This is a genomic window from Rahnella ecdela, from assembly GCF_019049625.1.
Classification (GTDB): Bacteria; Pseudomonadota; Gammaproteobacteria; order Enterobacterales; family Enterobacteriaceae; genus Rahnella; species Rahnella ecdela.
In genome coordinates this window covers 105,257-126,496 of sequence record NZ_JAFMOY010000125.1, presented here as the reverse complement: position 1 = coordinate 126,496, position 21,240 = coordinate 105,257, and the positions used below count along the sequence as shown (strand labels likewise).

The following is a 21,240-nucleotide window of genomic DNA, read 5'->3' as shown; positions in this document are numbered from 1 at the left end:
TGACGCGGTCACGGTATCGATTCGGGTGCTCAGCGCACTGTCAGCACTCGTTCTGGCTGTTGTTTCACTGGCAATCGCAGCGGTGTTGCCGTCGGTCGTTGCCTTCACTGAGTCAATGCGGGTGCCGAGTGCAGAGTCGGCATCCGCCCTGGCCTTCTGCTCAGTGGTGATGGCCGTGGTGTTGCCGCCAACGGTGGTCGTCAGGTTCGTGATACGGGTACCGAGCGCGGTATCTGCCGTAGTTCGGGCCGTTGTTTCCGTGGTGATTGCGGTTTTGTTGTTGTTCGCCGTTGCAGTGACTGTATCTACGCGGGTGCTCAATGCTGAGTCAGCGCTTGCCCGCGCGGTGGCTTCACTGGCAATCGCTGCGGTATTGCCGTCGGCTTTCGCCACAACCGCATCAATTCGCGTCGCCATCGAGGAATCAACGTCCTGCAATGTCTCGATTTGCGATATGACATCAGCAATGGATGAAGCGTCTCCGCCGGTGATATCGGTGATCTTCTTCTGCAGGTCTGTATTCACCTGGTCAATGTGAGTATTAGCGGCAGTAACCTTGCCCTGCAGATCCGTGTTCACCTGATCGATGTGGGTATTAGCTGCATCAATTTTATCGTTGGCAGACGTGACAGCGTCATCCAGCTCTTTGACGCTATCCTCTACAGAATCAACCCGAGAAACTAACTGCTTGCCCACGTCAGAATTCAGCACTTCTTCGGCGATGTCGCCCAGTATCTCGGACACGTCGACCGATGACGTCCCCATGACGAATTCAGTCCACTCCCCTGCGTTACCAATCCTGTCAACCAACCGGGCGCGGTACCAGCGGCGAACGCCTGCCGCCATCGGTCCGTGCTGATACGACGAACCCGGATAGGGAACCGTCACCAGCAATGTCGGGTTTTGATGGTCATCAGTCGTGGACTGCTGCAACTCGGTATAGGCGGTATCACCGCTGCCTGCAGGAAATGCCCAGGTCACGTTGATATTCCAGACGACGTTGTCGCTGGCGAGCAGATTTGTCGGCGTGCCGGGTTTACCCACTTTACCGTTCAGCGTGGTCGAATCCGCGTATCCCCACGGAGAGGATACATCGACGGCGTTGATCGCCCGGACGCGCACGTCGTACACGCCCGCATATATTCCCTGAACGGTAAAACCCTGCGCGCTGGTCTTACCTACGTTAACCCAGTCGCCGTTGTCCTTGCGCCACTGCGCGGTGTAATTGATCGCCCCTTCCACTTTGTCCCAGGACGCCTGCAGCGACGCGACGGTAAGCCCCTGCGCGATATGGTCAACTTCTGTGACCACGATATTTGCCGGTGCCTTCATCACGTTGGTTGGCGTCACAGTGATCGGTGCTGAATCGACTTTCACCCCGTCATCGATGTAACGGTATTTATTCGGGTCATGCTGCACGCCCGCAATCGTGAACGTGCCGTCGTCGTTCGATGAGATTGACGTGATACGAAAATATTGAATCGCTAAGTTATCGCTGTCGATGGCCCATACGGCGCCGCTCACCGGCGTCATGCGGTAGGCAGTAGCAACGGTGAACGTTTTCTTATCAGCGCTGACGCCGCTGATCGTCCGGGTTTGCGCCGTTCCATCGGGCAGATTCACTACCAGACGGGCGCCGATGCCGTAGTCCGCTACCCGGTCAACGGTAATGTTGTTGCCGTTAACCGCACTGATGCGTCCGCCGTTGGCTTTCCCGGCTCTGAACGGGTCAGCGATGCCAATAATTTCTGCCGGCATGGGAATGTAACCGTCCAGCCCAACGCCAAAGGACACGGTGCCGTCTTTCGCATTGGACAGGATCACCCAGCGCCCGCGGCGGTGCGCCTCGCTCTGAGATGTGCAGCCAATGGCCGTCAGCTGTGTCTCATTCCAGTTATATCGGGCGACAAGCTCAGGCTCATACACGCTCTCGATCGTGTCAGAATAATGATTAATCGGATCTGACCAACTGACCTGACAGGAAGAAAAGCGGTTTTTATAGGAGCCCCCGGCGTAGGTAAACATGCCGTCGACCACGTTTGAGCTGTGGTAGGTAAAATCCACATCGTCCTGCGGAACGTCGGCGCGCACGAAAATCTGGTCGTTTCCCCAGAAGGTGATGCCGCGGAAGATGGCGGCCAGATCCCGCAATACGGTGTAGGCGTCCTGCTGGTTCTGGATGAACACGTTGCAGGTAAAACGTGGTTCTGTGCCTCCTGCTCCGTCGGACACTGCAGCGTCACAGTATTGGGCGATGCTGTACAGCTCCCATTTGTCGATCATGGTTGCGTCAACGCGGTTACCCATGCCGTAAATTTCATCGAGCACCAGGTCGTAAAAAATCCACGCGGGGTTATTGCTGTAGGCAATTTTGAAATCACCTGACCACGTCCCGCTGTAGGTTCTGGTCACCGGATCATAGGTGGTCGGTACGCGGATCAGTTTACCCTTTGGCTTGCAGGTGGTTTTCGGCACGCTGCCGTTAAACTGGCTGGAGTCGAGCTCGACATAAAGCAGCGCGGTATTCGGATAGCGCAACTTACTGTCGATGACCTCAGCAAAAGAAAACACCTTGAAGGCGTTAATCAGCCTGGTTGAGGTTGAATCTGGAGTGATGCGGCGCACGCGGATTGTCCAGCCTGACGCCGAGTCAGGCAGATCGATGCGATGGTCACGCTGATATTCTGACGTTGTTTTTCCGTCAAACTTGCCGTTGACGACCGTTTTATACGCCGCACCGTCGACAGAAAGGTCGATGGCATATTCCGTGACAGTGCCGACCATGTCGCCGTTTTCTTTGTACTGGTACTGAATCGGCAGGCTCAGCTTGATCCGGACAGCATCGAGCATCAGGTTTAAGAATTGCCGGGTCCACGGCGTGGAGGCTTTCACCTCGATGCCCACCGAGGATTCGTTATCAATTTCAGGCATGCCCTGCAGGTAAGTCTGGTCCTGTGTGCCTTTACGGTAGTCCCACTTCACGCCGGTGAAATTATAGGTGCCGTCATCGTTCGCCAGCGGGGTATTGTTAAGGAAGATTTGCTGCGCGATAAGGTCGCCCTGAATCTCGCCCTCGGAAAGCGCCAGAACCATCTTAAGTTTCGCTTCGGACAACAGATCATCGGCCTGTTCGACCGGCGTATGAGCACTCCCGCCGCCGCCTTTCGCACCCTGAATAATGGTTTCGCCGTCAAGAAGTCGCATATTTCACCCATAAAAAAACCCGCCGGAGCGGGTTAATTGAAAATTGTATTACGGTTACTGCTGATCGCTGGAGAAAATCCCCGCGCTGATGATTGCGCCGCCGATTTCACGCTGGCCGTAAAGCAGCGGCACGGGGTATCCCATTGCCACCGTGTTGACCGGTGCGCCGAAGGCGTAGTTGGCTTTATTGTCGGAGTCAGACGATGCCCCGACGTTAAAACTGGGCTGTGGCGTAAGCATCTGCACCACGCCGCCGATGGTCATACTCAGACCAATACCTATCAGCGCTGTGGTGGTTGCCGTCGCCGTGGCCGCACTGATCCCGGCAAACGCCGCGAATGAAGCGCCAGCGGTAAAGAAGGCCGCCACTAAAGCAACAGCGCCAATCACGATCTGCAACATGCCTGCCTGTTTCGCTCCTTCAATCACCGGCACCATTGTGTACTCGGTCGCCGCCGCGGACATGTCGAACTCCTCAAGCGAGATGTTGTTTTTGCCGCTGTAGAAAGCGAACTTCACCCCGTTGAGATGGGCGTTTGAAACGTACTTTTTGAAGCCCTTCACCTGGGAGCACATCGCGCGCAAAAACTCGTTGATGTCCGCCACGTGGAAACGGTGAACCCTGCCGAATTTCTTTCCGATTGCACCTTTAAGGGTCATGGTCTTAAGCATTAACTAACTCCTTCCGCCGGACGACGCGAACCGTCCGATCCCGATAATATTTGCCATAAGGAACGCGTGCAGAGAGGTTGCCGAACATGTGGTGAATCATTATGTTATCACCGAGATAAATCGCCGCGTGATTGGTCACCGGCGCCTGTACGCACATCATGATCATGTCGCCCGGCTGCATGCTGCTAGCATCGACCTCTACAAACCCTTCCGCTAGCCAGTTATCGTCATAAAGATTTTCTTTCCCGTCGACCCACCACTCACGGTCAACCGAGTAATTATTTACGGCAATGCCGTGCTCCATACGGTAGTAGTCCATGATGAGCGACCAGCAGTCAGCATGGCCCAGCACCCAGCGGCGGCCAGCAAGCTCGCGGTCGCCCCGCGGTGACAGCGTACAAAAATCACCGTCCGGCCACGACATGATCCCCCACTCCACGCCGGAGTGGTCACACTGGATGCGATCCATTTCTGACGGCACCAGCTGCACCACATCGGGGTGTGAGTGGATCACCATAATCACCTCCCCGATCTCGTTCGCCGCCAAATAATCATCCGGCGACAGCATGAAGGTTTCAGCCATGTTTTCGGCAATGTTGCGACAGGGAATAAAACGCTGTCCGGTACCGGTTTCGACGATCAGCCCGCAGGCTTCGTTCGGATATTCAGCGGCCACGTGCGCGCGGATTTCGCTGATGAGTTTTTCACGCATAATTATTTCCCCTGCAGATTGGCCGCCGGGAAGCCGCCAAAGGGTAGCGGGTTTTCGGTACCCAAACGCAACTTGCAATCCGACATCCGGCCGCCGCACACATCCAGCGCGGGATTGCTCGTCGGCGTGCCGTCTTTCAGAAAGTAGTTAGTGCCGTTGTAATCGCAGCCGGTCCCCGTTCGATACCATCCACGCATGCACCAGGTGCACACCGGGGTTATCTGGCGGGTCGGCAACTGCAGGCTTTGAACATCGAACGGCGAACACAGCTCGAAGTCTACCTGGATGCGCGTCTCGGCTTTTTTGGCGTTGATATAGTAAAGCTGTACGCGTTCATCAATCGGGCTGGCAGTAGGGTTTCCCGCCGTCCAGTTCGCAGCATCAAGATATTTGGCCAGCGTGGTGTGAACTTTGACTTTCGCTTTCACCATGTCGTCGTACTGCAGACACAGCGCCGTAACATAGTTGCCCACGTTACCTACCGAAAGCGTTGGCGTTGGCTGCGACCCTGTGCTGGATAGCTCCAGACCGGTTAACTCATAGGGGTGCGGATCGTATTCATTACCCTGCCAGATAATTGAAGGCAGGTTTTCAGCAGCAAATGACTTCCAGCCGTTGGCATCGATGTTATGCGCGTGAAATCTGAGGATGGTATCAAACCCAAATTCCGTACCGTCTATTTCAATAAGCTGAACCAGTTGACCCGGCTCCAGCGCCTGAACATCCTGATTAAAACTCATATTTACTCCGGGCAATAAAAAACCCGCATAAAGCGGGCTTAGTTGTTTTATCAGTGTTTTACTTTTAAATGCATCGATTAAAGGCAGCTATTAGTAATTTTAATCCATTTATCTTTCGATACTAGTTGATATAATTTAACTGTAGTTTTATTTATCCCAGATGATGTCACATCAGCTATGAAATAATTACCATTCACATAGACTGTTTTTCCATCTGGAAATGGCTGAATGAATGCACCATAGGGAACACCGAAAATATCTTTTTCATTTTGCCATTTAACAAGAATGCATTGCGAAACTTCGTCAACGCTATTTCTTGATATAAATGTCAACTCCTCACCATTACCTCGTGTATCATTTAGTGATTGACAACCGACTAACGCAAAAATGGCAAACAATAATATTTTAGCCTTCATTTCCCTATCCCCATCCGTTACAAATGGCATTATCCTAACACCGAGCGAGCGTAAGGTAATACAAAATGGTTATGGTGCAAACGCCTGCTCGAAAGTGAAACTCAGCGTCGCCTTGTCTCCCGCGGGAAAGCTGACCGACACCGAATCAGACTTTACCCGCCAGAGGAGCCGCTCTCCCCACGGAGTCGTCCACCAGAAGGATGAAATCACGTGGCTCAGAAGAAATTGACGGATCGCCGACGCCTCCGATTTTTTACCCGTCCAGCTCAGGTTCCACGTTTCAGCTTTGGCATTTATTCCACTGGCGGCAACCTGCTTGTAGCCGTCGCCGAACTGCGCTTGTAGCGTTCTGACCGTATCAGTACCCTGGGCGCTTTTCTGCGTTCGCCAGGTAAAGGTGTCTGTAGGCATCACTTCTCCCAAAATTACAGAATGCGTCATGCGGAGTTATTTTTTATACAGCAGGCCGCCGGGAGCCATTTCCTTCCTGAGCCTGTCCGATATTGTCTGCTGAACAATGCCCTGCAGCTGTTTGGCGGTGTTTGCCGTATCGCTGCTGCTGACGTCATTCGATGAAGACTGCTCGCCGATGGTCACCGGGGCGTAAACGCTGATGTCGGTCGCACCGAACCTGCCCGCCGCCCCGCCGGATCCCACGTATCCACCCGTGGCGTAGCCCTTCATCAGGCGATAAAGATTAGCCACGCCCAAACGGCTAGTCGCCTCCTTGGTGAAAACGAACTCCCCGCCGTGAACGATGCCTTTGGGCTCATACTTACCGCCGTGCCCGGTGTAGCCGCCCACGTCAAACTCGCGGATATAGCCGCCGTTATAAGCCAGCTGCAAATTACTGTAGGCCCCTGATGAGAAGGATGTGTTTGAGGATGAAGATGACGCGCTGCTGCTGATCCACCCCAGCGCGGTCTGGACGGTATAGGCCACGATTAACCGGCTGATGACCTGACCGATCATTTTTAAAATAGAGACACTAAACTCTTTAAAGCTGGCTTTACCGGTGGTCGTCAGGCTTGTCAGGCTGTCAGCAAGGCCGTTGAATCCCGCCTGCGCCACCTGTTGCACCGAAGTGAATACATCGGTTGCAGATTCGGCGTATTCGGCCCAGCCCTGCTTCGCGCCCGCCACCCAGTTCGACCGAAGCGCGTCCTCTGCCGCATACGTTGCCTGCTGCTCCTGCAATACCCGTTTCTGAGCGTCAGGATTGAAGGCATAGCTTTCCTGCAGACGCTGCAGCGTCGCGGCTCTTTCCGCCTGTTTTGATGAAACGCCATCCGCCTGAGCATCCAGCGCAGCGCGCTTTGCAGACTGCTGCAGGGCAAACTTATCGGCCTGATCGGAGAGCGCATTAAGACGCTGCTGGGCCGCGACTTTATCCCCTATCGCCGCCAGCTGCCGTTTGTACTCCAGCGTTTCTTCTTTATGCGCCAGCAGGGACTTTTCCTGCGCAGACAGCTGGCGGGTGCTGGCCGCCTGCTCCAGCACCGTATACTGATTCTCCGTCTGCCACAGGTCTTTGCGCTGCTGGCTGATAACGTCGTTCACGCTGGTGTGCTGCTGCAGGACTTTGAGCTGGGCCTGCAGGGTCATCAGCTCACCCTGCGCATTATCCGTCGCCTTGTCCCCCGCTGAGGTGGTGATCGCCTTCGCTTTGGGCGTTTTCGGATCTTTATATTTCTCTTCAATACCCTTTTTAATCTGGGCAATTTCATCGTCGCTCAGCGCCTGATTAAGCCGGCGGCGTTCGGCAATGTACTGATTAAGACGCTGGTACTCCTGCGTTCTTTGCTCTTCCTTGCTCTGACCCGCGTCAGAAATCGACTGGAAGTGCTGCTGATTCTGAAGCGAGCTGCGCTCAAGGTTTGACTGCTTCTGTTTTTCGTCGGTTTTTCGCTGCTCGGCGTGAAGCTGCTCGGTCAGGGAGGAGACCATCTGGCGTGCCTGATCGCGCGCCGTTTCCAGACCAAACCGCTGCTGCCCCTGTGCGGCGGTGTTTCTCAGCCCTTTATCCAGCTCATACAGCCTGTCCGTGGCGTCCGCGAGCTGTTTCTGAAGCGAGTCCGCCCGGCCAATATCCAGCAGGCGGTTCCACATGGATTTGAAGGAGTCGCCGACGTAGTCCGCCGCGGTCTCCAGCGCGCCCATGTTCTCTTTAATGTTCCCGGCCATGTCCTTGAAGCCGGCGGCGGCAGCGGTGTTCGCGTAGTTAAGCGCCTCCGTATATTTGCCGGAGTCCTGCAGACTTTTCACGTAGTCCAGCTGCTGGGCGGTAACGTGACCATATTGCTCGGCCATCGCCCGCATCCCGCTTTGCGGATCCGAGGTAATGCGGCCAAACGCCGCCGCTAAATCTTCTACTTTGGTGCCGGTGGCGTCGGACAGGGTCGAAATGGAGGTGGCCACGCCCAGGAAGTTTTCCCCGAGATTGGCCCCCGCTTTGACTAACGCATTGAGCGCCGCGGTACCGGCGGTAAAGGAGTCACCGCCCTGCACAATCGCCTCGGCCATAACCAGCAGGTTGTTGGCAGTCTGCCCCGAGCGGTCACCGGTCATCACCAGCGATTTGTTAAATTCGCTGAGCACCCCCTGACCCTTTACAAACGAATAGGCCACGGCCACCACGGCAACGGCCAGCGCCACAAAGCCCAGGGTCGCCGGCGTGAGCAGGCCACGCACCTTCCCCAGATTTTCGGCGTTCTCCGCCAGCGCATTGGCATTCTCAGATAACGAATCTTCAGACTTGTCAGCCGAATCACTGACGCCAAAGAGCGCCGCCTGAATCGCCCGGAAAAGGTTCGATACGCCGCCGAAGGAGTCTTTAACCTGTCCGCCCTGCTGGAGCATGATAAGGAAGGGGCTTTGCCCACCGGCGAGCTGGGTCGCGATATCGGTAAACTGTGCGGGGAGGTTGCGCAGGGCGTTGTTGTATTGCCCCACGGATATCCCCACCCGTTTTGCCACCAGCTCCTGACGGGAGAAGGACTGCTGAACCTGGGCGGACGTCTCAACGGCGGCGGCGCTCAGCCCGGTAAACTGCTTACGCACGTAGCCGAGCTGTTCATTGAATTTCGCGGCGTCAACGTCAAGATTAACGACCAGATCACCCACTGGCTGGGCCATAGCGCACTCCTCCTGGCAGGCTTTCTGCGATCGCCATTAGTTGTTCATCATCAGGTTCGTGATTTTCTTCCACGACCTTGGGTTTAAGCAGGCTAAAATGGCCCGCGGTCAGTTCTGTTTCCCCGCACACCAGCGATAAAATATGGAGGCTAAGCGAGGCAAAGTGGGCATCAAGTAACGCCTCTTCGAAGTAATGGGTCTGATAGAACTGATGCCACTCCTCGAGCTCGCTGGAGGACATGTTTGAAAGCATGGTGCGCCAGTTGGGTCGTCTCAACTCGCGCGCCAGCTGCATAACAAAGCCCTTTTCACGGGTTAGCGCTTTTCCGCCGTCTCCTCTTCAGCGACCGACTCTGAGGGCGCAGCTTCCGTGGTGACCTCGCCCTGCTCCGGGTTCAGCATGCCGGACAGGATTTTGACCTGCGTATCCGCTTTGCCGATGGCCTCGACCGGCCAGGTGCTCATGACCTGCTGCTGCAGGTCGTGAATATCCGGCTTTGGCGACTCACTGTGCCAGAGCGACATGGCAATGATCATCGCGCCGGCGCGGATATTGAGCTCGACCAGCGCGGACGCCAGAGTCTGATCATCAGGCTCATCTTTCGGCAGGGCCTTTTCCTGCGCCGCCAGATAATGCAGCAACTCAACGCGCTGCAGCGCCGAGAGCTCATACAGCGTGGTTTTCGCCCCGTTAAACTCAAACAGTTCAGACTTTAAAAACATGCTCGCTCCGTTAGGCCGCCGTGACGGTCAGGTTACAGATGGCCACTTTCTGACCCTCATTGGTCATGATGATGATTTGCGCCGTGCCCGCTTTGACGCCTTTGGCCGTCACGTTTTTGCCGGAGACGGTGATGGTGGCAACGGAAGGGTCAGATGACGCCGCGCTGAAAGAACCGTTGGTCGCGCCGTCAGGCAAGACTGTGACGCCAATGACGCTGTTCTGCCCGACCACGACGCTCGCGGCGGACGGGGTGACGGTGACGCCCGAGACCGGAACCGCGGCGGCCTGATTGCTCTCCGCCAGCGCCGGCTTGCCGGTGTTGGTGATTTTCACCGTGCGGGTGATCACCTCTTTTACCGGTACCGCTTTGCCCAGGCTGCTGATCCAGCCCCGGAAAACGTCCACGGCAGTGTTGGGGTAACGGATTTTGTACCCGCGCACCGCGCCGTCGTAGAACCAGTTAACCAGATCCTGCTGGCCGCTTTCGCCCGGCTTCCAGGCCAGCGTAAAGGAGGTGTCACCCGACGATTTAGCCCCCTGCGCGGTGCCGTTCCAGTCGGCGTCGGCGTCATCGAGATAGGTGTCATCGTAGGATTCCGCCGTCATTTCACCCGGCGTCAGCTCCTTGATTTTCGCCAGCCGCGTCCAGTCCTGATCCGATAACGGATTGGCATAGGGATCGCCGCTGCCGGTGTAAATCCAAAGCGTGGTGCCCGCGCCTTTGGTCGGTTCGAGTTGTGTGGTCATAGATTCCTCACATTAAGTAAGTCAGGGTGTAACGCAGGTCAGCAGAGCCCCACGTCGACATTTCATCATCGCGCTGGTAGTCGTAGCCCTCCGGCGTGATGTTTTCGATAAGGTCTGAAAGTGCCGGGATGTCGCCTACCACCGGATAAATATGCTGCTCCATCCACCGGTCGAGCTCGGTGTCGGGGCTCACCGCCTTGAGAAAAACCTCGACGTGAAGCGTTGCCCGCCATTCGTCTTCATCGAGGGTTTCCCCGGTAGGTTCAGCGCCCGAAAGATAGACGGCGACGGCGGGCAGGTCTTCGGCGGTCAAAAAGCTCGGGCGACCGTCATACCAGGTCACGGAGGGGGCGGTCACCGAAAGCTTGAGTGCGTCCAGCACGGCGTTGCGGATTTTCGGGTGCTTTATCATCGTTTAACGATAAGCCTCAGTTGATTTTTCAGAGCCGCCGCCATCTCTTTGGGCATATCGCTTTGCATCAGGCGGTTTGTCTCCACCGTATAGGCGTTGGTCAGCGGCGTCGTCAGGGGGATTTTCACCACGTCAATCGGGTACCGGCTTTTCCCCGAGCGCTGGAGAACGTGCCAGCGTCCGTTGGCAAGCTGCTGAATAAAGGCGTCGCGGAACGTGAAGCGCCCGATTTTCAGCACGCTGCCCTGCCCGCGCACGTTGCCCTTACGCCGGGAGATACGCATTTGCGCGGCCCCGAGCTTGATGGCGGGCAGGTTGCCCCGGTTGATTTTTAACGTGGCGACAGGCCGGTTCATCGTGGCCTTTTTCAGCTTTGCGCGCTGCATGACCAGCTTTCTCGGCACCTTCGTTTCCTTCGATACCGACGAACTGCTCCGACTGATCGCCCGCCCCGCCACCCGGTTCACGGCCTGCGCCGAGGCGCGGGGAACGGCGGTCTTACTGATGTTGTTCAGATTACTGATCGCCTGTTCAAGCCCTTTGATGGTCATGTGCTCCCCTTTATTCCAGCCAGATTTGCGGCTTTCCGTTAAACACCTGATGGCGGGTGACGATGTAACTTTCGCCCTGATACATCACCTGATCGTTACGGTGAGGCCGGTAAGCGGCAGAAAAAATCACCACGGACAGGCCGTCACCGCTGACCGGCCCCATTTCGGGCAAAAAGTGGCTTTCAACGCCGGTAAGCACGGCGCCGTTAATCGCCACGTCTCGCCCAAAGCGCGCGACGGTGGTGGCATCCATCCGCGCCGCCAGCGCATCGAACGGGTTAGGCATTGATTTTGACTTCAACGACGGTCGAACCTGCACCGGCCTGTTCCCACGCGATCCCCGCCGCCACGGCATCCGCCGCCGCCAGCTGGATTTCACCGTCCGCGATATACACTTTTGTCCCCGCCGGAATGGCGTCGGCGGAGACTTTCGGCAGCAGGAATATCCCTTCCGCCATGCCCGTACCGGTTTCATTCGGGGCAATATCCGCCAGTGAGACGACGAGCAGGGAACCCAGCACCACGGGGGCGCCGCCCTCAATCACCGCCTGACCGGTATTGGTAATGGAAATGGTCTGCCCTTCCTGCACAAAATTCTTAGCCATAACAAAGCTCCATACGCCCCGCGAAGGGGCGAATTTTAGGTATAAAAAAAGCCCTGACGGGCGTGAAGGTAACGCGGGGAAATGTTACTGGCCGCTGGACTTGACCAGACCACGGTAATCCAGCGGCGCCACGCCGGCGTCGATGCGCACTTTCGTCGCGATGCCGTCGGTGTTGAAGCCTTCCTGCTGGTCGATGTACGGCAGCTCGACCCCGTTCAGGTAAGCCACCTCGATGGTGTCCATGCCCTGCGCCGCCGCCAGATACCAGGCTTTCGCGCTGTTGTCATCGAGGCGTGGCTCACCGATAACCGTCGCAAAGTTCTGGATCGGGTTGATGATGCCGGCGTTCACGTCAGCCCCTTTCACGCTGGCTGATTTGATCGTCTGGTTGGCGACCGTCTCAAGCGCGGTCGGCACCAGCAGGAAGGCCGGGCGAATGTTCAGGGTGCGCCCGGTGGTCGGCTCTTTCTGCACGCGCATCAGCTGGCGAGCCGCATCCAGAGTTGTGACGTCAATGGTGCCGGTTGCCAGGTTTTTGTGATCGCTGCTGAACAACGTCTTACCGTCAGACAATTTAGGGTTGCCGGTGAGCACCGCATACACCAGATCGCCGATGGTGGCCTTCGCCGCGCGCCCCATCTTCATCGGCACGTCGGTCAGCTGGTTCAGATCGTCATTGATGATGGCCTGACGGGTAATGGAGAAGATTTCACCGTAGGTGGCCAACGCGATGGTTTCGCTGTTGTCTGCGGTGGTCACGTATTTGTACTCCGCCCCTTCGCGCACCTTACGCAAAGACGGGAAGCCGCCCATGCCGACGCGGTGCGCCGTTTTAAAGTCGGAGAGCTGCCCTTTCTTCGTCCAGGCTTCGAAGGTCTCTTCCGACTCTTCCCAACCCTGCAGCAGGGACTTATTCGCCACGTCCAGCAGGATATTGCCGAAATCAGAGGTGCTGTGGGTCAGGGAAAGGCCGACCATCTGCATCGGGTTGAACGCCCCCACGCTGACGCCGCGTTCGGTCAGCGACATGCGCGCATATTCGCGCAGCGTCATGCCGTTGTAGACGTTGTCGTTTTGGCGGTCCTCATAGCCCGCGCGCGCCATCAGCGCCTGACGAATGCCGTCGCCGGTAAAGTTACCGTTCCCTGCGTAAATGTGCGCATTGCCGCCGTTTTTATTCGACGGACTGGCGTCTTTGCCCAGCATGACCAGCAGCTTGTCCTTGGCCTGCTCGACCGTGCAGTCGATGTCTTCGATGCACGTCGCCTGCAATTCCTGATGGCGGCCGCCGAACATCGCGAACAGGTCTTTGATCCCCGTGACGCGCTGTTTCTGCGCCGCAATCACCTGATTACGAATGGTATTTTCATCCAGTGCGGCGGGGGCAGGAACAACCGGTGCAGCGGGCGGATTCTGCGGCGCCGGCGGGTTCTGGGTGGTCGCTTTCGGCTTAGTGATCATGTTTTTCAGTGCGTTTGGCATAGCGTCGAATTCCTCGATACGTTTTGAATTAATGCGGGCCATTGCCTGCACCGCGGTAGAGATCTGGTCGGCAAAACCGTGCTCAAGGCATTCCTGAGCGGTCATCCACGTTTCCTCACCCAGCATCAGGGCAAGTTCGTCGGAGGTTTTACCGGTTTTTTTTGCATATGAAGGGATCAGCACGGCCTCGACCTTATCCAGCAGGTCGGCATAGTCGCGCATGTCGTTGGCGTCGCCGCCGGTGATCCCCCAGGGTTTGTGGATCATCATCATGGCGTTTTCAGGCATGATGATGGGGTTGCCCACCATCGCAATCACCGACGCCATTGAGGCGGCAAGGCCGTCGATATACACGGTTTTGCTGGCCGTATGGCTGTTCAGCAGGTTGTAAATGGCAATGCCGTCAAAGACGTCGCCGCCCGGTGAATGGATGTGCAGGTTGATATGGTCGAGGTCGCCCAGCGCTTTCATGCTGCTGGCAAACTGGCGGGCCGTCACGCCCCAGTAACCAATCTCGTCGTAAATATAAATATCGGCGGTCTTGTCACCGCTGGCCTTCATGCGGAACCAGCTTTTATCGCCCGCCGAGGCTTTGGGTGACACACTAAGTTTATTTCTTGGATTCTTGCGCACTGGCTTCCCCTTTATCGTTTGCCGGATCCGTGTCGAAGACCAGATCTAACGCTTTATTTTCGTCGACTTCCGCCTTGCGGCGGCGTTTTACATCGCCCGGATTAGCGCCGCGCGCCCGGATCCAGTCACCTTCCGTTGCCGCCCCGCCGCGCAAAAGGACGCGCCACGAATTGGCCTCTTTCATTGGGTCAATCCACGGCATGACCGGTCCGCTGTACACGGCGTTAAACAGCGTCGCCGTGTCCACGTCGGGGGGCACGTTGATCACGCCCGCGGTGATGGCCATCTGCAACCAGCTGCGGTACATCGGACGGGTCACGGCGGCGATAAACGCATCCTGAAGAATGCCGTACCCTTCAAAGGACTCGACCAGCTCCTGACGCTGGGAGCTGTAGGTGCCGTTATAGTTGCGGGAGATGCTGGAAAAGCTGCTGCGGCTGCCGGCGGCCACCGCCCTGAGCTGACCGTTGCGGAACGTCTCGAGGTTAGGGTTGGGCCGGTCTGATTTTATCATCCCAATTTCTTCACCCGGCGCCAGTTCATCGAAAAGCATGCCGGGTTCGATGTTGAGCTCACGGGGACCTTTGTCATTACCTTCGTCACCGTATGTCTGGCCGTCGCCTTTTTTCACGTACATGCCCAGCGCGGCGGCAATGCGGGCGGCCGTCAGTTCAGAATCTTCGTACTCTTTCAGCGCACTCAGGCGGATAAGGATGCCGGAGAGCAGGCTGTTACCGCGGACCTGATGAAGACGGCGCATGAATTTCAGGTGCATCATGCCGTCTGCAGCGATTTCTTTGGTGTTACCCAGCGCCACGCCGGAGGTCACCAGATTCTTATACACGACGTACTTTGTCGGGCATCCCCAGCTGTTGAGATAAATACCCTGGCAAATCCCCCTGCCGGTATCGCTCATCTCAAGCGGAATGTAATCCGGCTCCAGCGCCTCGACCCAGAAGGGGATGTTGGCCGTCGGCGTCAGTCCGGGTGCGGCACCCCGAACCATTTGCCCGAAAACCTCGCCGTCGCGCAGCCAGGTTCGCGCCATCAGACGCTCAAGGACCGGGCGGGTAAACTGCCCGGTAACGTCGGGAGAAATAGACCACTCCGCCCACGCAGCACGTATTTGTTTGGACAGGTCATCGGCCACCAGCCCCGTTTTCAGGATAGGCTGAGGATCAACAACGATGCCCCGCGCGCCGACGATGCGCTCTTCCAGTTTGTCCAACAGGCCGATCACCAGGTCGTGATTATTGTCCAGCCAGCGCGCCTGCTCGCGGATCGAACGTCCGGCGAACTGGGTAAGCTGGTTGGCATTGCGGTTTTCGCGCTTCGCCCGGTGCGTGCGCATCGGTAATGCCGCCTCGTAGGCGTTTATTGCCACGCGTGAACGCAGGCGGGATGCCTTCCAGCCGGGTGAAAACAGGCCAATTGCGTCATCAATCAGGCTCATCGCGGGAACCTCGCCAGCCGGTACTGCGGTCGCCCGCGCTGGGAGGCCAGCAGCGTGCAGAGCCGACGTTCCCAATCTCTCCGCCCCTCCCGGATCTCGCTAAGGTTCTCCATCGTCATGGACTGCCCATTGAACGTGATGGATTTCCCCTGCAGAACGGCGCGCTCGGCGGTCATATACTGCTGGATCATGTCTTCAATATCGGCCTGATTCATACCCAGCCTCCTGATGTCGATGGCGCCCAGGCAGAAGGTTTATCCTCTGTCTTGGCGCGGGTTGGTTTCGGTTTTGGATGGTTACTGCGGGCTGGCAGGGCTGGCGGTTCTGAATGCGTGCTCGGTGTGGATTGTTCAATAGGCTGCGCCCATGAAGGCGGTTTTTCCCAGTTTATCCGCTCATACCCGCGCAAAATCACCAGTGCATGGGCATAAACCATCAGGTCGAACGCTTCGTTGGCCCCCTTGCCCGGCTTAGTCCACTTGCCGTCAGCGCCCCTTTCTTCATAGGTCAGTTCGTCATAAAACCACTCCCCCAGCCAGTCAGGAAAGTGGACGTAGTTAGCCCCCGGCGTATCGCGCTGGAGCGCGTTACTGATCCGGTCTTTGAGCATGTTTGTTTGCAGAAGGTAAAGCGGTACGTCACCGCGAGCCTCGGCTCTGCGGTTTGGTCGGTCGGTATTGTCCGGGAGGGACTTGGTGATCAGCTTGCTGCGGGTGGTGCTGTCGCCTTTGAAGAGATAAACGCGCTTGTGCACGCCATCGCGTCGGCATTGGCGCCAGAACTCGTAGGCATTGCCGGTCACACCGTCTTCACCGCCGGAGTCGACGGCCATCGCCAGCACGGGCATTGATAGGCTTGGATTGCTGTTGAGTGGCCATGTCTTATCCAACACGTCAGTGCGCAGCAAGTCCCAATCCTCCAGGTATCCAGCAGGATCGATAGGCAGGCTTTCGCCGTTCGGCCCTGTGCGCATCGACTGTTTGATGTTGTAGCGATCGACGACCCACCGCTCGCCGTGCGCGCCATAGCCAATAACCTGCACAACGAACCGCCGGTTGCGCCCGCCCTGCACGTCAACGGTGGGTACCAGAAAACGCACCCCGTCAGGCACGGTGCGCTTGGTCACGGTCGAGGCGCGCGCCATCAGGGTTTCAGATTTGCGCTGCTCAACGCTGGACTGCGGGATATAAGGCAGACCCCAGTCAGTATTGATCACCGCTTTAAGGGTTTCTTCACTGCCGTTCGCCTCGTAGTCCTGCTGAGCGGACAGCAACTTGTAGACCAGCTGCGAAAGCGTTTGGTACGCCGCGGCGGGTCCCTCCATCCAGAATGACGCAATGCGCGATCGTCTGGCCGTTCCCGTGACAGTGCCATGACGGTCAATCTGTTCACCGTCGCGCAGCCAGACACCTTTCTGATTAAGTGCGCGTTTCTGCCCTGCTGTAATTTTTCCCCGGCAATGCGGACACTCTATGAATGCCGCCTCGCTGGCGACCACAGGGTCGGCAATATTCTGATAACCCTGCACTACGTCTTTCGCGGGCTGGAAGTGTTCGCCGCAGTGCGGACAAGGCCAGTACCAGCGTCGGCGATCGCCACGGTTGTATAAAGAAAGAATCCCGGTGGTCGGCGGGGCCTCATGCAGTGAACTGCGGCGCCATTTGGTATCACGAATATCGCGACCCGGTGAGCTCTCCACCAGCGTCATGCCCGAAGACATAAATGTCGTCGTACGTTTTGAGGCCAGCGTAAAAGCGTCCCCCTCACCGTCAATATCTTCGGGGAATCGGTCATAGTCCGTCAGTGCAACGCACTTATAATCGGACGAGGACATAATATTAATGGAGGGCCAGCCGATTTTGAGGTAGTTCCCTGCCCGGAATGTCCTGTCGTATACGTTGTTATCATTACGGCGCGGGCTCAGGCGTTTAGCCACTTCCGGGCTGCTGCGAAAGGTCCGGTCAAGGCGCTTTTTGCTGTGCTCACGCGCCTTCTCTTCCGTCATCTGGATAAGCAACATATCCGAAGGGTCACAGACAACGTTGTAAACAATCCAGCCGTCGATCAGACCGATGGTTTTCCCTGTTCGGGATGGACCGACGAAGATCACGGCGTCGTACTCGCGGGATGCCAGGCAGTTCATGGGGTCGACGACATACGGTGCCAGATTCGGATCCCAGGGAACGGAGTTTCCCGCGCCCATCGGCACGCGCATATATTGGCTGACCGCATCGGCAACCAGCATGCGCCGCGGTGCGCTAAGAATGCCCGGTACATCTCTCCGGATGCCACGCGCTGAAGCCCGCTTTGCCATCAGTCCTCCTCAGACGTGTCCTCCTCCGGTTCTGCATCAGTGACCTTCTGCGCAATCTGGTCACGCAGATCATCAATAATATTTTGTATACGCATCACGGCGGACGGCGGTAAGGCGCAATCTCGCTCGAGTACGTCCGGCAACGTTTCCAGCACCTGAACCACGGCTTTCGCCATCACTGAAAACTCTCTTGCCACATCTTCTGCAGGGATGAGCTGCCCCATGCTTTGTTCAAAGGTCAGACGCTCATTCTCGGCTTTCCAGTGCGCCAGCCGGTCGGACGGCGTCATTTCTGCCACGTCGCCAGAAACCGTCGGGATCATCAATTCGGTTAACACATCGGTGACGGAAAATAATTTCAGTTTCGCGTTACTGCCCGGTGCGGGATCGACGTTTTTCAGGCGCGCTGCGACCGTCTGCCGATGCACACCGGTGATCCCTGCAAGCTGGTTGATGTTCAGTTTGAGCGCGGCGATTTCTTGGTCCATGATGGTGAACACTTTTTAAACGATTCGACATCTTTGCAATTTCGCATACTGCAAAATCAATAACCTGCGCAGATGATGATGATGACCCTAGATCGCGAAAACTAGCCGTTTTCCGCGAGTCCGCCGCCCCGTGGAGAGGCCCCCTCCGGGAGTACCTTTCACTGCTAATCATTTCATTTGAAACTACCCTCGAGATAGTCTGCACCCTGCCCCCCGAATTACACACAGGCGCATACGGGACACCATCAATAGTGACCTGCATATTAACTCCCATAAAAAAACCGCCCGTAGGCGGTTAGTTTTGCTTGTTCTTTTGTCGGATAATGTAATTCAACCTTTGAATCTCCATTTCAAGCTCGTTCATCGCATCAAGGGCCACTTCTATCACTGAATTAATGCGTTTACCTTTATAGAGATCATTCGAGTTCAACTTTCCATGTGAGGCTTCCAGTAAGATGGAATATGCATCTTTTTCTGCCATACGGTTCTCCAAACTAATTACAGAACATTTTAAGTTTAGTTGGCAGTGGGATGTTTGAAACTGCAAAAAGTCTTAAAAGTGATTGTTAGTTTTTCTCAACAATTTTACTAATGTAGGCTTGAAGGTATTGGATCACTTTGTCGTCTTTGATGGCGCTGGCTCGGAGATCGAGAACAGCCCGTCCACCAGCGCCAGAGAGCTCGACTTGTGCTGCATCGCCCAGGCCGCCGGTGCCGGCAGTGCTATTCCCGGTGAGCTCGCAGGTGGCAAGGTTTGCCGCGGCGATTCGCACCCGGCGAGTACCAGCAGCGACATCATCGCGCAACCGGTCATTCTTGGCCTGTTCATCTGCCATTTCCTTCGTATGTTTTGCATCAAGCGCCGCCAGCACGGCCTGTACAGCTTCGGTGCGCTTCTGCTGGTTGGTCAGGTCAATCACGGCCTGTTCGCTTTGTTTCTTCAGCGCGGCAGTGTGAGATTCATTCAGTTTGGAAACATCAGCATCCCAGCGCAACCCCTCAACCCACCAGGTCAGCGCCACGCCAGCCACGAAGGCCAGCACAATCGGTAAATTGTTATTCATCCAGCCCCCAGCACGTTAGTTCGCTTTCCTGATCACGGCGCTGAACCTGTCCGAAACAGTTATTGGAGCGAATGCGGCAGTCTTTCCCGCCGTCCCATATCCATCGTTTTATCTCAGCGCATGCACCCAATCGCTCACCAGCATTTAGTTTCCGGTAAAATGTGGAGGTGAAGCATTTCGCAGGTCCGATGTTCCACGGACAAAACGAAGCAATACCGACTTTCTGGGGCTCGGTCAGCGGGATTTGAATGTTTTTATCAACCCACGCCAGCGCTTTAGCCTGCTCTGCTTTGTCGATGACTTCGCACTGTGCCCGCGTCAGCTGCATGCCTTTGAGGACAGGCTTGCCATTCACATACGTCACGCCGCCGCAGATTGTCCAGACGCCGCCCTGATCAGGGTAGGCAATGAGGCTTGTGCCTTCTTTCTCATCCTCAAACTGATCCATCAGAACAGGAGCCGAGGCGCCAGCAGCAATCAGCGCCAGCATTGCGGCACTGAGTTTTGTTTTTAACTTTGCCATGATTAGTCCTTCGCGGCTTCAAGGACGTTTTTGATGCCTTCCGATACTTCTGGGTATTTTTTAACGGCGGGTGTGTCATGTCGGTGTTTCAAAGAATCGATGGTCGCCTGATTCAGTTCCCTTTCAAGCTTTAGCCTCTCATTGTCATTTTTACGCGCCTCTTGGATAGCCCTTCTTTTATCCAGGTAACCAAGAAGTGTGATGATCAAACCAATGACAGCGGTTGCCATATAGACCCGCTCGAGAGTAATGAAGCCAGCGATGGAAGAAAGCATGGTCAGGACTGTGCCCCCATTAAAAAAATTGTCAGCGTGCTGGTTCATTTTCATAGTCTCCCCCTCCGGTCGTCCGGTTGGGTGCGTAGTCGAGAGTAATTTAGCGGCGAAGTCCTTTTGCGAAAGGATGAACGATTAGCTGATTGACTGGCCGCTAAATGCAGAAAGGGCCACCAATTAGCAGCCCTTAATTTCGATTGACAAATATTTAACTATTACCTATTAAAGTTGTATCTTTTTGACTTCCCTGATGTTGGCCGATGATTGGCTACCTCACTATCTGCTCGGAGTAGATGTGAGGTTTTTTTTGCTTACCATTTGACTTCCAGCACTATAAAAAGTGAAAAATTGATAAAGATTTACTCACTATTGATGTCTTCACAACCGAATTAAGGGCATAAAAAAAGGCCGCCAAATTAGTTGCCCTAGAAACAACAAAACCCTGTTATATGCCGGGTTGCTCTTTATTTGATACCACTCTGTGGCCGCGTTCGTGACCTTGAGCTTTGTTTTGTGCTCGCCTCCGATCCAAAAAGCGACTCCGATGTTAGATTGGATTTATCACTACTGTGACCCGCTCGGCAAATGTAAAGCAGGACCTTTACAAAACCCCCGCATAATTTGGCTTAAGAGAAAAATTTGGTTTAATCTTCAGAGGCATTAAGTAAAAACCGACCCACACTAAAAGGATGTTTAAATGAAGAAAATTATTTTAGCTACTTCCCTACTTATCTCTGTTTTCTCGTTCAGTGCATTGGCTGCCGAGCAAGTTTCCAAAGAAGAAGTTACCCACTTTAAACTGGTAAAAATCGACAATATCAAAGTCGCTGAATCAGGGGGTAAAGTCGGCTCTCCAAGTGAATTACACGATGAACTGTCAAAGTTAGCAGATGAGAAAGGGGGTAAGTATTACCACATCATCGCCGCTGGCCAGAAAGGCCCGAATTTTGAAGCGATAGCAACAGTCTATAAAGACGCTGACAAATAGTCACAAACGAAATCTACTAAACCACGTATTTTTACGTGGTTTTTTTTATAACTTGCATAAGAAAAAACCCGCTCAAGGCGGGTTCTCATTAACATTAGGCTG

23 protein-coding genes and 2 pseudogenes are annotated in these 21,240 nt (G+C 55.6%); 1 reads left to right on the top strand and 24 read right to left on the bottom strand.

Translation table 11 applies throughout. The features are described 5' to 3' along the window. Positions 1-680: 680 nt before the first annotated feature. The 24 genes and pseudogenes from J1784_RS26885 to J1784_RS12180 form a co-directional block, all read right to left on the bottom strand. Positions 681-3,204 (bottom strand): annotated as a pseudogene (locus J1784_RS26885) (TipJ family phage tail tip protein); the annotation flags it as partial. A gap of 54 nt (positions 3,205-3,258) precedes the next feature. Then, positions 3,259-3,876: a tail assembly protein gene (locus J1784_RS12285; RefSeq protein WP_217149458.1), complete on the bottom strand. Its 618-nt coding sequence runs from the start codon at positions 3,874-3,876 to the stop codon at positions 3,259-3,261. Next, on the bottom strand, positions 3,869-4,588 hold the full coding sequence (locus J1784_RS12280; RefSeq protein WP_217149457.1) for a C40 family peptidase: 720 nt from the start codon (positions 4,586-4,588) through the stop codon (positions 3,869-3,871). The genes J1784_RS12285 and J1784_RS12280 overlap by 8 nt, the downstream gene beginning before the upstream one ends. Before the next feature lie 2 nt (positions 4,589-4,590). Further along, entirely contained in the window at positions 4,591-5,328 is a 738-nt protein-coding gene (locus J1784_RS12275; RefSeq protein WP_217149456.1) for a phage minor tail protein L, read from the bottom strand. Positions 5,329-5,405: 77 nt separating this feature from the next. After that, on the bottom strand, positions 5,406-5,744 hold the full coding sequence (locus J1784_RS12270) for a hypothetical protein (protein ID WP_217149455.1): 339 nt from the start codon (positions 5,742-5,744) through the stop codon (positions 5,406-5,408). A 69-nt stretch (positions 5,745-5,813) separates the two neighbouring features. Next, on the bottom strand, positions 5,814-6,155 hold the full coding sequence (locus tag J1784_RS12265) for a phage tail protein (RefSeq protein WP_217149454.1): 342 nt from the start codon (positions 6,153-6,155) through the stop codon (positions 5,814-5,816). Positions 6,156-6,191: 36 nt separating this feature from the next. After that, the gene (locus J1784_RS12260) at positions 6,192-8,009 is read right to left on the bottom strand and encodes a phage tail tape measure protein (protein WP_420803969.1); all 1,818 of its coding nucleotides are present in this window, start codon (positions 8,007-8,009) and stop codon (positions 6,192-6,194) included. 6 nt (positions 8,010-8,015) lie between these two features. Further along, positions 8,016-8,879: pseudogene (locus J1784_RS26880) on the bottom strand (phage tail length tape measure family protein); the annotation flags it as partial. Continuing rightward, a complete protein-coding gene (locus J1784_RS12255; protein ID WP_112166094.1) occupies positions 8,860-9,174 on the bottom strand; it encodes a phage tail assembly protein T in 315 nt (104 codons plus the stop codon). The pseudogene J1784_RS26880 and the gene J1784_RS12255, both read right to left, overlap by 20 nt. Before the next feature lie 20 nt (positions 9,175-9,194). Then, positions 9,195-9,602: a phage tail assembly chaperone G gene (gpG, locus tag J1784_RS12250; RefSeq protein ID WP_217149452.1), complete on the bottom strand. Its 408-nt coding sequence runs from the start codon at positions 9,600-9,602 to the stop codon at positions 9,195-9,197. Positions 9,603-9,612: 10 nt separating this feature from the next. After that, positions 9,613-10,350 (bottom strand): phage tail protein, encoded by a 738-nt coding sequence (locus J1784_RS12245; protein ID WP_217149451.1) that lies wholly within the window; start codon positions 10,348-10,350, stop codon positions 9,613-9,615. A gap of 7 nt (positions 10,351-10,357) precedes the next feature. Continuing rightward, on the bottom strand, positions 10,358-10,762 hold the full coding sequence (locus tag J1784_RS12240) for a phage minor tail U family protein (RefSeq protein ID WP_112166089.1): 405 nt from the start codon (positions 10,760-10,762) through the stop codon (positions 10,358-10,360). Further along, positions 10,759-11,313, bottom strand: a complete 555-nt coding sequence (locus J1784_RS12235) for a phage tail protein (RefSeq protein ID WP_112166087.1) — start codon at positions 11,311-11,313, stop codon at positions 10,759-10,761. Before J1784_RS12235 ends, J1784_RS12240 begins: the two co-directional genes overlap by 4 nt. Positions 11,314-11,323: 10 nt before the next feature. Continuing rightward, on the bottom strand, positions 11,324-11,599 hold the full coding sequence (locus tag J1784_RS12230) for a DNA breaking-rejoining protein (RefSeq protein ID WP_217149450.1): 276 nt from the start codon (positions 11,597-11,599) through the stop codon (positions 11,324-11,326). Continuing rightward, positions 11,592-11,918: a DUF2190 family protein gene (locus J1784_RS12225; protein ID WP_217149449.1), complete on the bottom strand. Its 327-nt coding sequence runs from the start codon at positions 11,916-11,918 to the stop codon at positions 11,592-11,594. The genes J1784_RS12230 and J1784_RS12225 overlap by 8 nt, the downstream gene beginning before the upstream one ends. An 84-nt stretch (positions 11,919-12,002) precedes the next feature. Further along, positions 12,003-13,961 carry a ClpP-like prohead protease/major capsid protein fusion protein gene (locus J1784_RS12220; RefSeq protein WP_217149505.1) on the bottom strand — a complete coding sequence of 653 codons (1,959 nt, stop codon included), beginning with the start codon at positions 13,959-13,961 and terminating at the stop codon, positions 12,003-12,005. A 49-nt stretch (positions 13,962-14,010) separates the two neighbouring features. Then, the gene (locus J1784_RS12215) at positions 14,011-15,486 is read right to left on the bottom strand and encodes a phage portal protein (RefSeq protein ID WP_217149448.1); all 1,476 of its coding nucleotides are present in this window, start codon (positions 15,484-15,486) and stop codon (positions 14,011-14,013) included. After that, positions 15,483-15,701 (bottom strand): hypothetical protein, encoded by a 219-nt coding sequence (locus J1784_RS12210; protein ID WP_217149447.1) that lies wholly within the window; start codon positions 15,699-15,701, stop codon positions 15,483-15,485. Before J1784_RS12210 ends, J1784_RS12215 begins: the two co-directional genes overlap by 4 nt. Next, the gene (locus tag J1784_RS12205) at positions 15,698-17,800 is read right to left on the bottom strand and encodes a phage terminase large subunit family protein (protein WP_217149446.1); all 2,103 of its coding nucleotides are present in this window, start codon (positions 17,798-17,800) and stop codon (positions 15,698-15,700) included. Before J1784_RS12205 ends, J1784_RS12210 begins: the two co-directional genes overlap by 4 nt. Further along, positions 17,800-18,288: a DUF1441 family protein gene (locus J1784_RS12200; RefSeq protein WP_217149445.1), complete on the bottom strand. Its 489-nt coding sequence runs from the start codon at positions 18,286-18,288 to the stop codon at positions 17,800-17,802. Before J1784_RS12200 ends, J1784_RS12205 begins: the two co-directional genes overlap by 1 nt. Positions 18,289-18,583: 295 nt before the next feature. Beyond that, on the bottom strand, positions 18,584-18,769 hold the full coding sequence (locus J1784_RS12195; protein WP_217149444.1) for a hypothetical protein: 186 nt from the start codon (positions 18,767-18,769) through the stop codon (positions 18,584-18,586). An 85-nt stretch (positions 18,770-18,854) separates the two neighbouring features. Further along, entirely contained in the window at positions 18,855-19,352 is a 498-nt protein-coding gene (locus tag J1784_RS12190; RefSeq protein WP_217149443.1) for a lysis protein, read from the bottom strand. Further along, entirely contained in the window at positions 19,345-19,875 is a 531-nt protein-coding gene (locus J1784_RS12185) for a lysozyme (RefSeq protein ID WP_217149442.1), read from the bottom strand. Before J1784_RS12185 ends, J1784_RS12190 begins: the two co-directional genes overlap by 8 nt. A gap of 2 nt (positions 19,876-19,877) precedes the next feature. After that, complete coding sequence (locus J1784_RS12180; protein ID WP_217149441.1) at positions 19,878-20,204, bottom strand: hypothetical protein; 327 nt, start codon at positions 20,202-20,204, stop codon at positions 19,878-19,880. 643 nt (positions 20,205-20,847) lie between these two features. On the opposite strand from J1784_RS12180, the gene J1784_RS12175 reads away from it, so the two are divergent. Then, positions 20,848-21,138 (top strand): YdgH/BhsA/McbA family protein, encoded by a 291-nt coding sequence (locus J1784_RS12175; RefSeq protein WP_217149440.1) that lies wholly within the window; start codon positions 20,848-20,850, stop codon positions 21,136-21,138. The last annotated feature ends 102 nt before the right edge of the window (positions 21,139-21,240 follow it).

Excerpts from the sequence above, each read along its gene's own strand:
- J1784_RS12185 (WP_217149442.1), bottom strand. The coding sequence starts at position 19,875 with ATGGCAAAGTTAAAAACAAAACTCAGTGCCGCAATGCTGGCGCTGATT.
- J1784_RS12195 (WP_217149444.1), bottom strand. The coding sequence starts at position 18,769 with ATGGCAGAAAAAGATGCATATTCCATCTTACTGGAAGCCTCACATGGA.
- J1784_RS12280 (WP_217149457.1), bottom strand. The coding sequence starts at position 4,588 with ATGCGTGAAAAACTCATCAGCGAAATCCGCGCGCACGTGGCCGCTGAA.
- J1784_RS12210 (WP_217149447.1), bottom strand. The coding sequence starts at position 15,701 with ATGAATCAGGCCGATATTGAAGACATGATCCAGCAGTATATGACCGCC.
- gpG (WP_217149452.1), bottom strand. The coding sequence starts at position 9,602 with ATGTTTTTAAAGTCTGAACTGTTTGAGTTTAACGGGGCGAAAACCACG.
- J1784_RS12255 (WP_112166094.1), bottom strand. The coding sequence starts at position 9,174 with ATGCAGCTGGCGCGCGAGTTGAGACGACCCAACTGGCGCACCATGCTT.
- J1784_RS12205 (WP_217149446.1), bottom strand. The coding sequence starts at position 17,800 with ATGGCAAAGCGGGCTTCAGCGCGTGGCATCCGGAGAGATGTACCGGGC.
- J1784_RS12230 (WP_217149450.1), bottom strand. The coding sequence starts at position 11,599 with ATGCCTAACCCGTTCGATGCGCTGGCGGCGCGGATGGATGCCACCACC.
- J1784_RS12265 (WP_217149454.1), bottom strand. The coding sequence starts at position 6,155 with ATGCCTACAGACACCTTTACCTGGCGAACGCAGAAAAGCGCCCAGGGT.
- J1784_RS12235 (WP_112166087.1), bottom strand. The coding sequence starts at position 11,313 with ATGACCATCAAAGGGCTTGAACAGGCGATCAGTAATCTGAACAACATC.
- J1784_RS12180 (WP_217149441.1), bottom strand. The coding sequence starts at position 20,204 with ATGAAAATGAACCAGCACGCTGACAATTTTTTTAATGGGGGCACAGTC.
- J1784_RS12225 (WP_217149449.1), bottom strand. The coding sequence starts at position 11,918 with ATGGCTAAGAATTTTGTGCAGGAAGGGCAGACCATTTCCATTACCAAT.
- J1784_RS12285 (WP_217149458.1), bottom strand. The coding sequence starts at position 3,876 with ATGCTTAAGACCATGACCCTTAAAGGTGCAATCGGAAAGAAATTCGGC.
- J1784_RS12275 (WP_217149456.1), bottom strand. The coding sequence starts at position 5,328 with ATGAGTTTTAATCAGGATGTTCAGGCGCTGGAGCCGGGTCAACTGGTT.
- J1784_RS12270 (WP_217149455.1), bottom strand. The coding sequence starts at position 5,744 with ATGAAGGCTAAAATATTATTGTTTGCCATTTTTGCGTTAGTCGGTTGT.
- J1784_RS12215 (WP_217149448.1), bottom strand. The coding sequence starts at position 15,486 with ATGAGCCTGATTGATGACGCAATTGGCCTGTTTTCACCCGGCTGGAAG.
- J1784_RS12240 (WP_112166089.1), bottom strand. The coding sequence starts at position 10,762 with ATGATAAAGCACCCGAAAATCCGCAACGCCGTGCTGGACGCACTCAAG.
- J1784_RS12245 (WP_217149451.1), bottom strand. The coding sequence starts at position 10,350 with ATGACCACACAACTCGAACCGACCAAAGGCGCGGGCACCACGCTTTGG.
- J1784_RS12190 (WP_217149443.1), bottom strand. The coding sequence starts at position 19,352 with ATGAATAACAATTTACCGATTGTGCTGGCCTTCGTGGCTGGCGTGGCG.
- J1784_RS12200 (WP_217149445.1), bottom strand. The coding sequence starts at position 18,288 with ATGGACCAAGAAATCGCCGCGCTCAAACTGAACATCAACCAGCTTGCA.
- J1784_RS12175 (WP_217149440.1), top strand. The coding sequence starts at position 20,848 with ATGAAGAAAATTATTTTAGCTACTTCCCTACTTATCTCTGTTTTCTCG.
- J1784_RS12220 (WP_217149505.1), bottom strand. The coding sequence starts at position 13,961 with ATGAAGGCCAGCGGTGACAAGACCGCCGATATTTATATTTACGACGAG.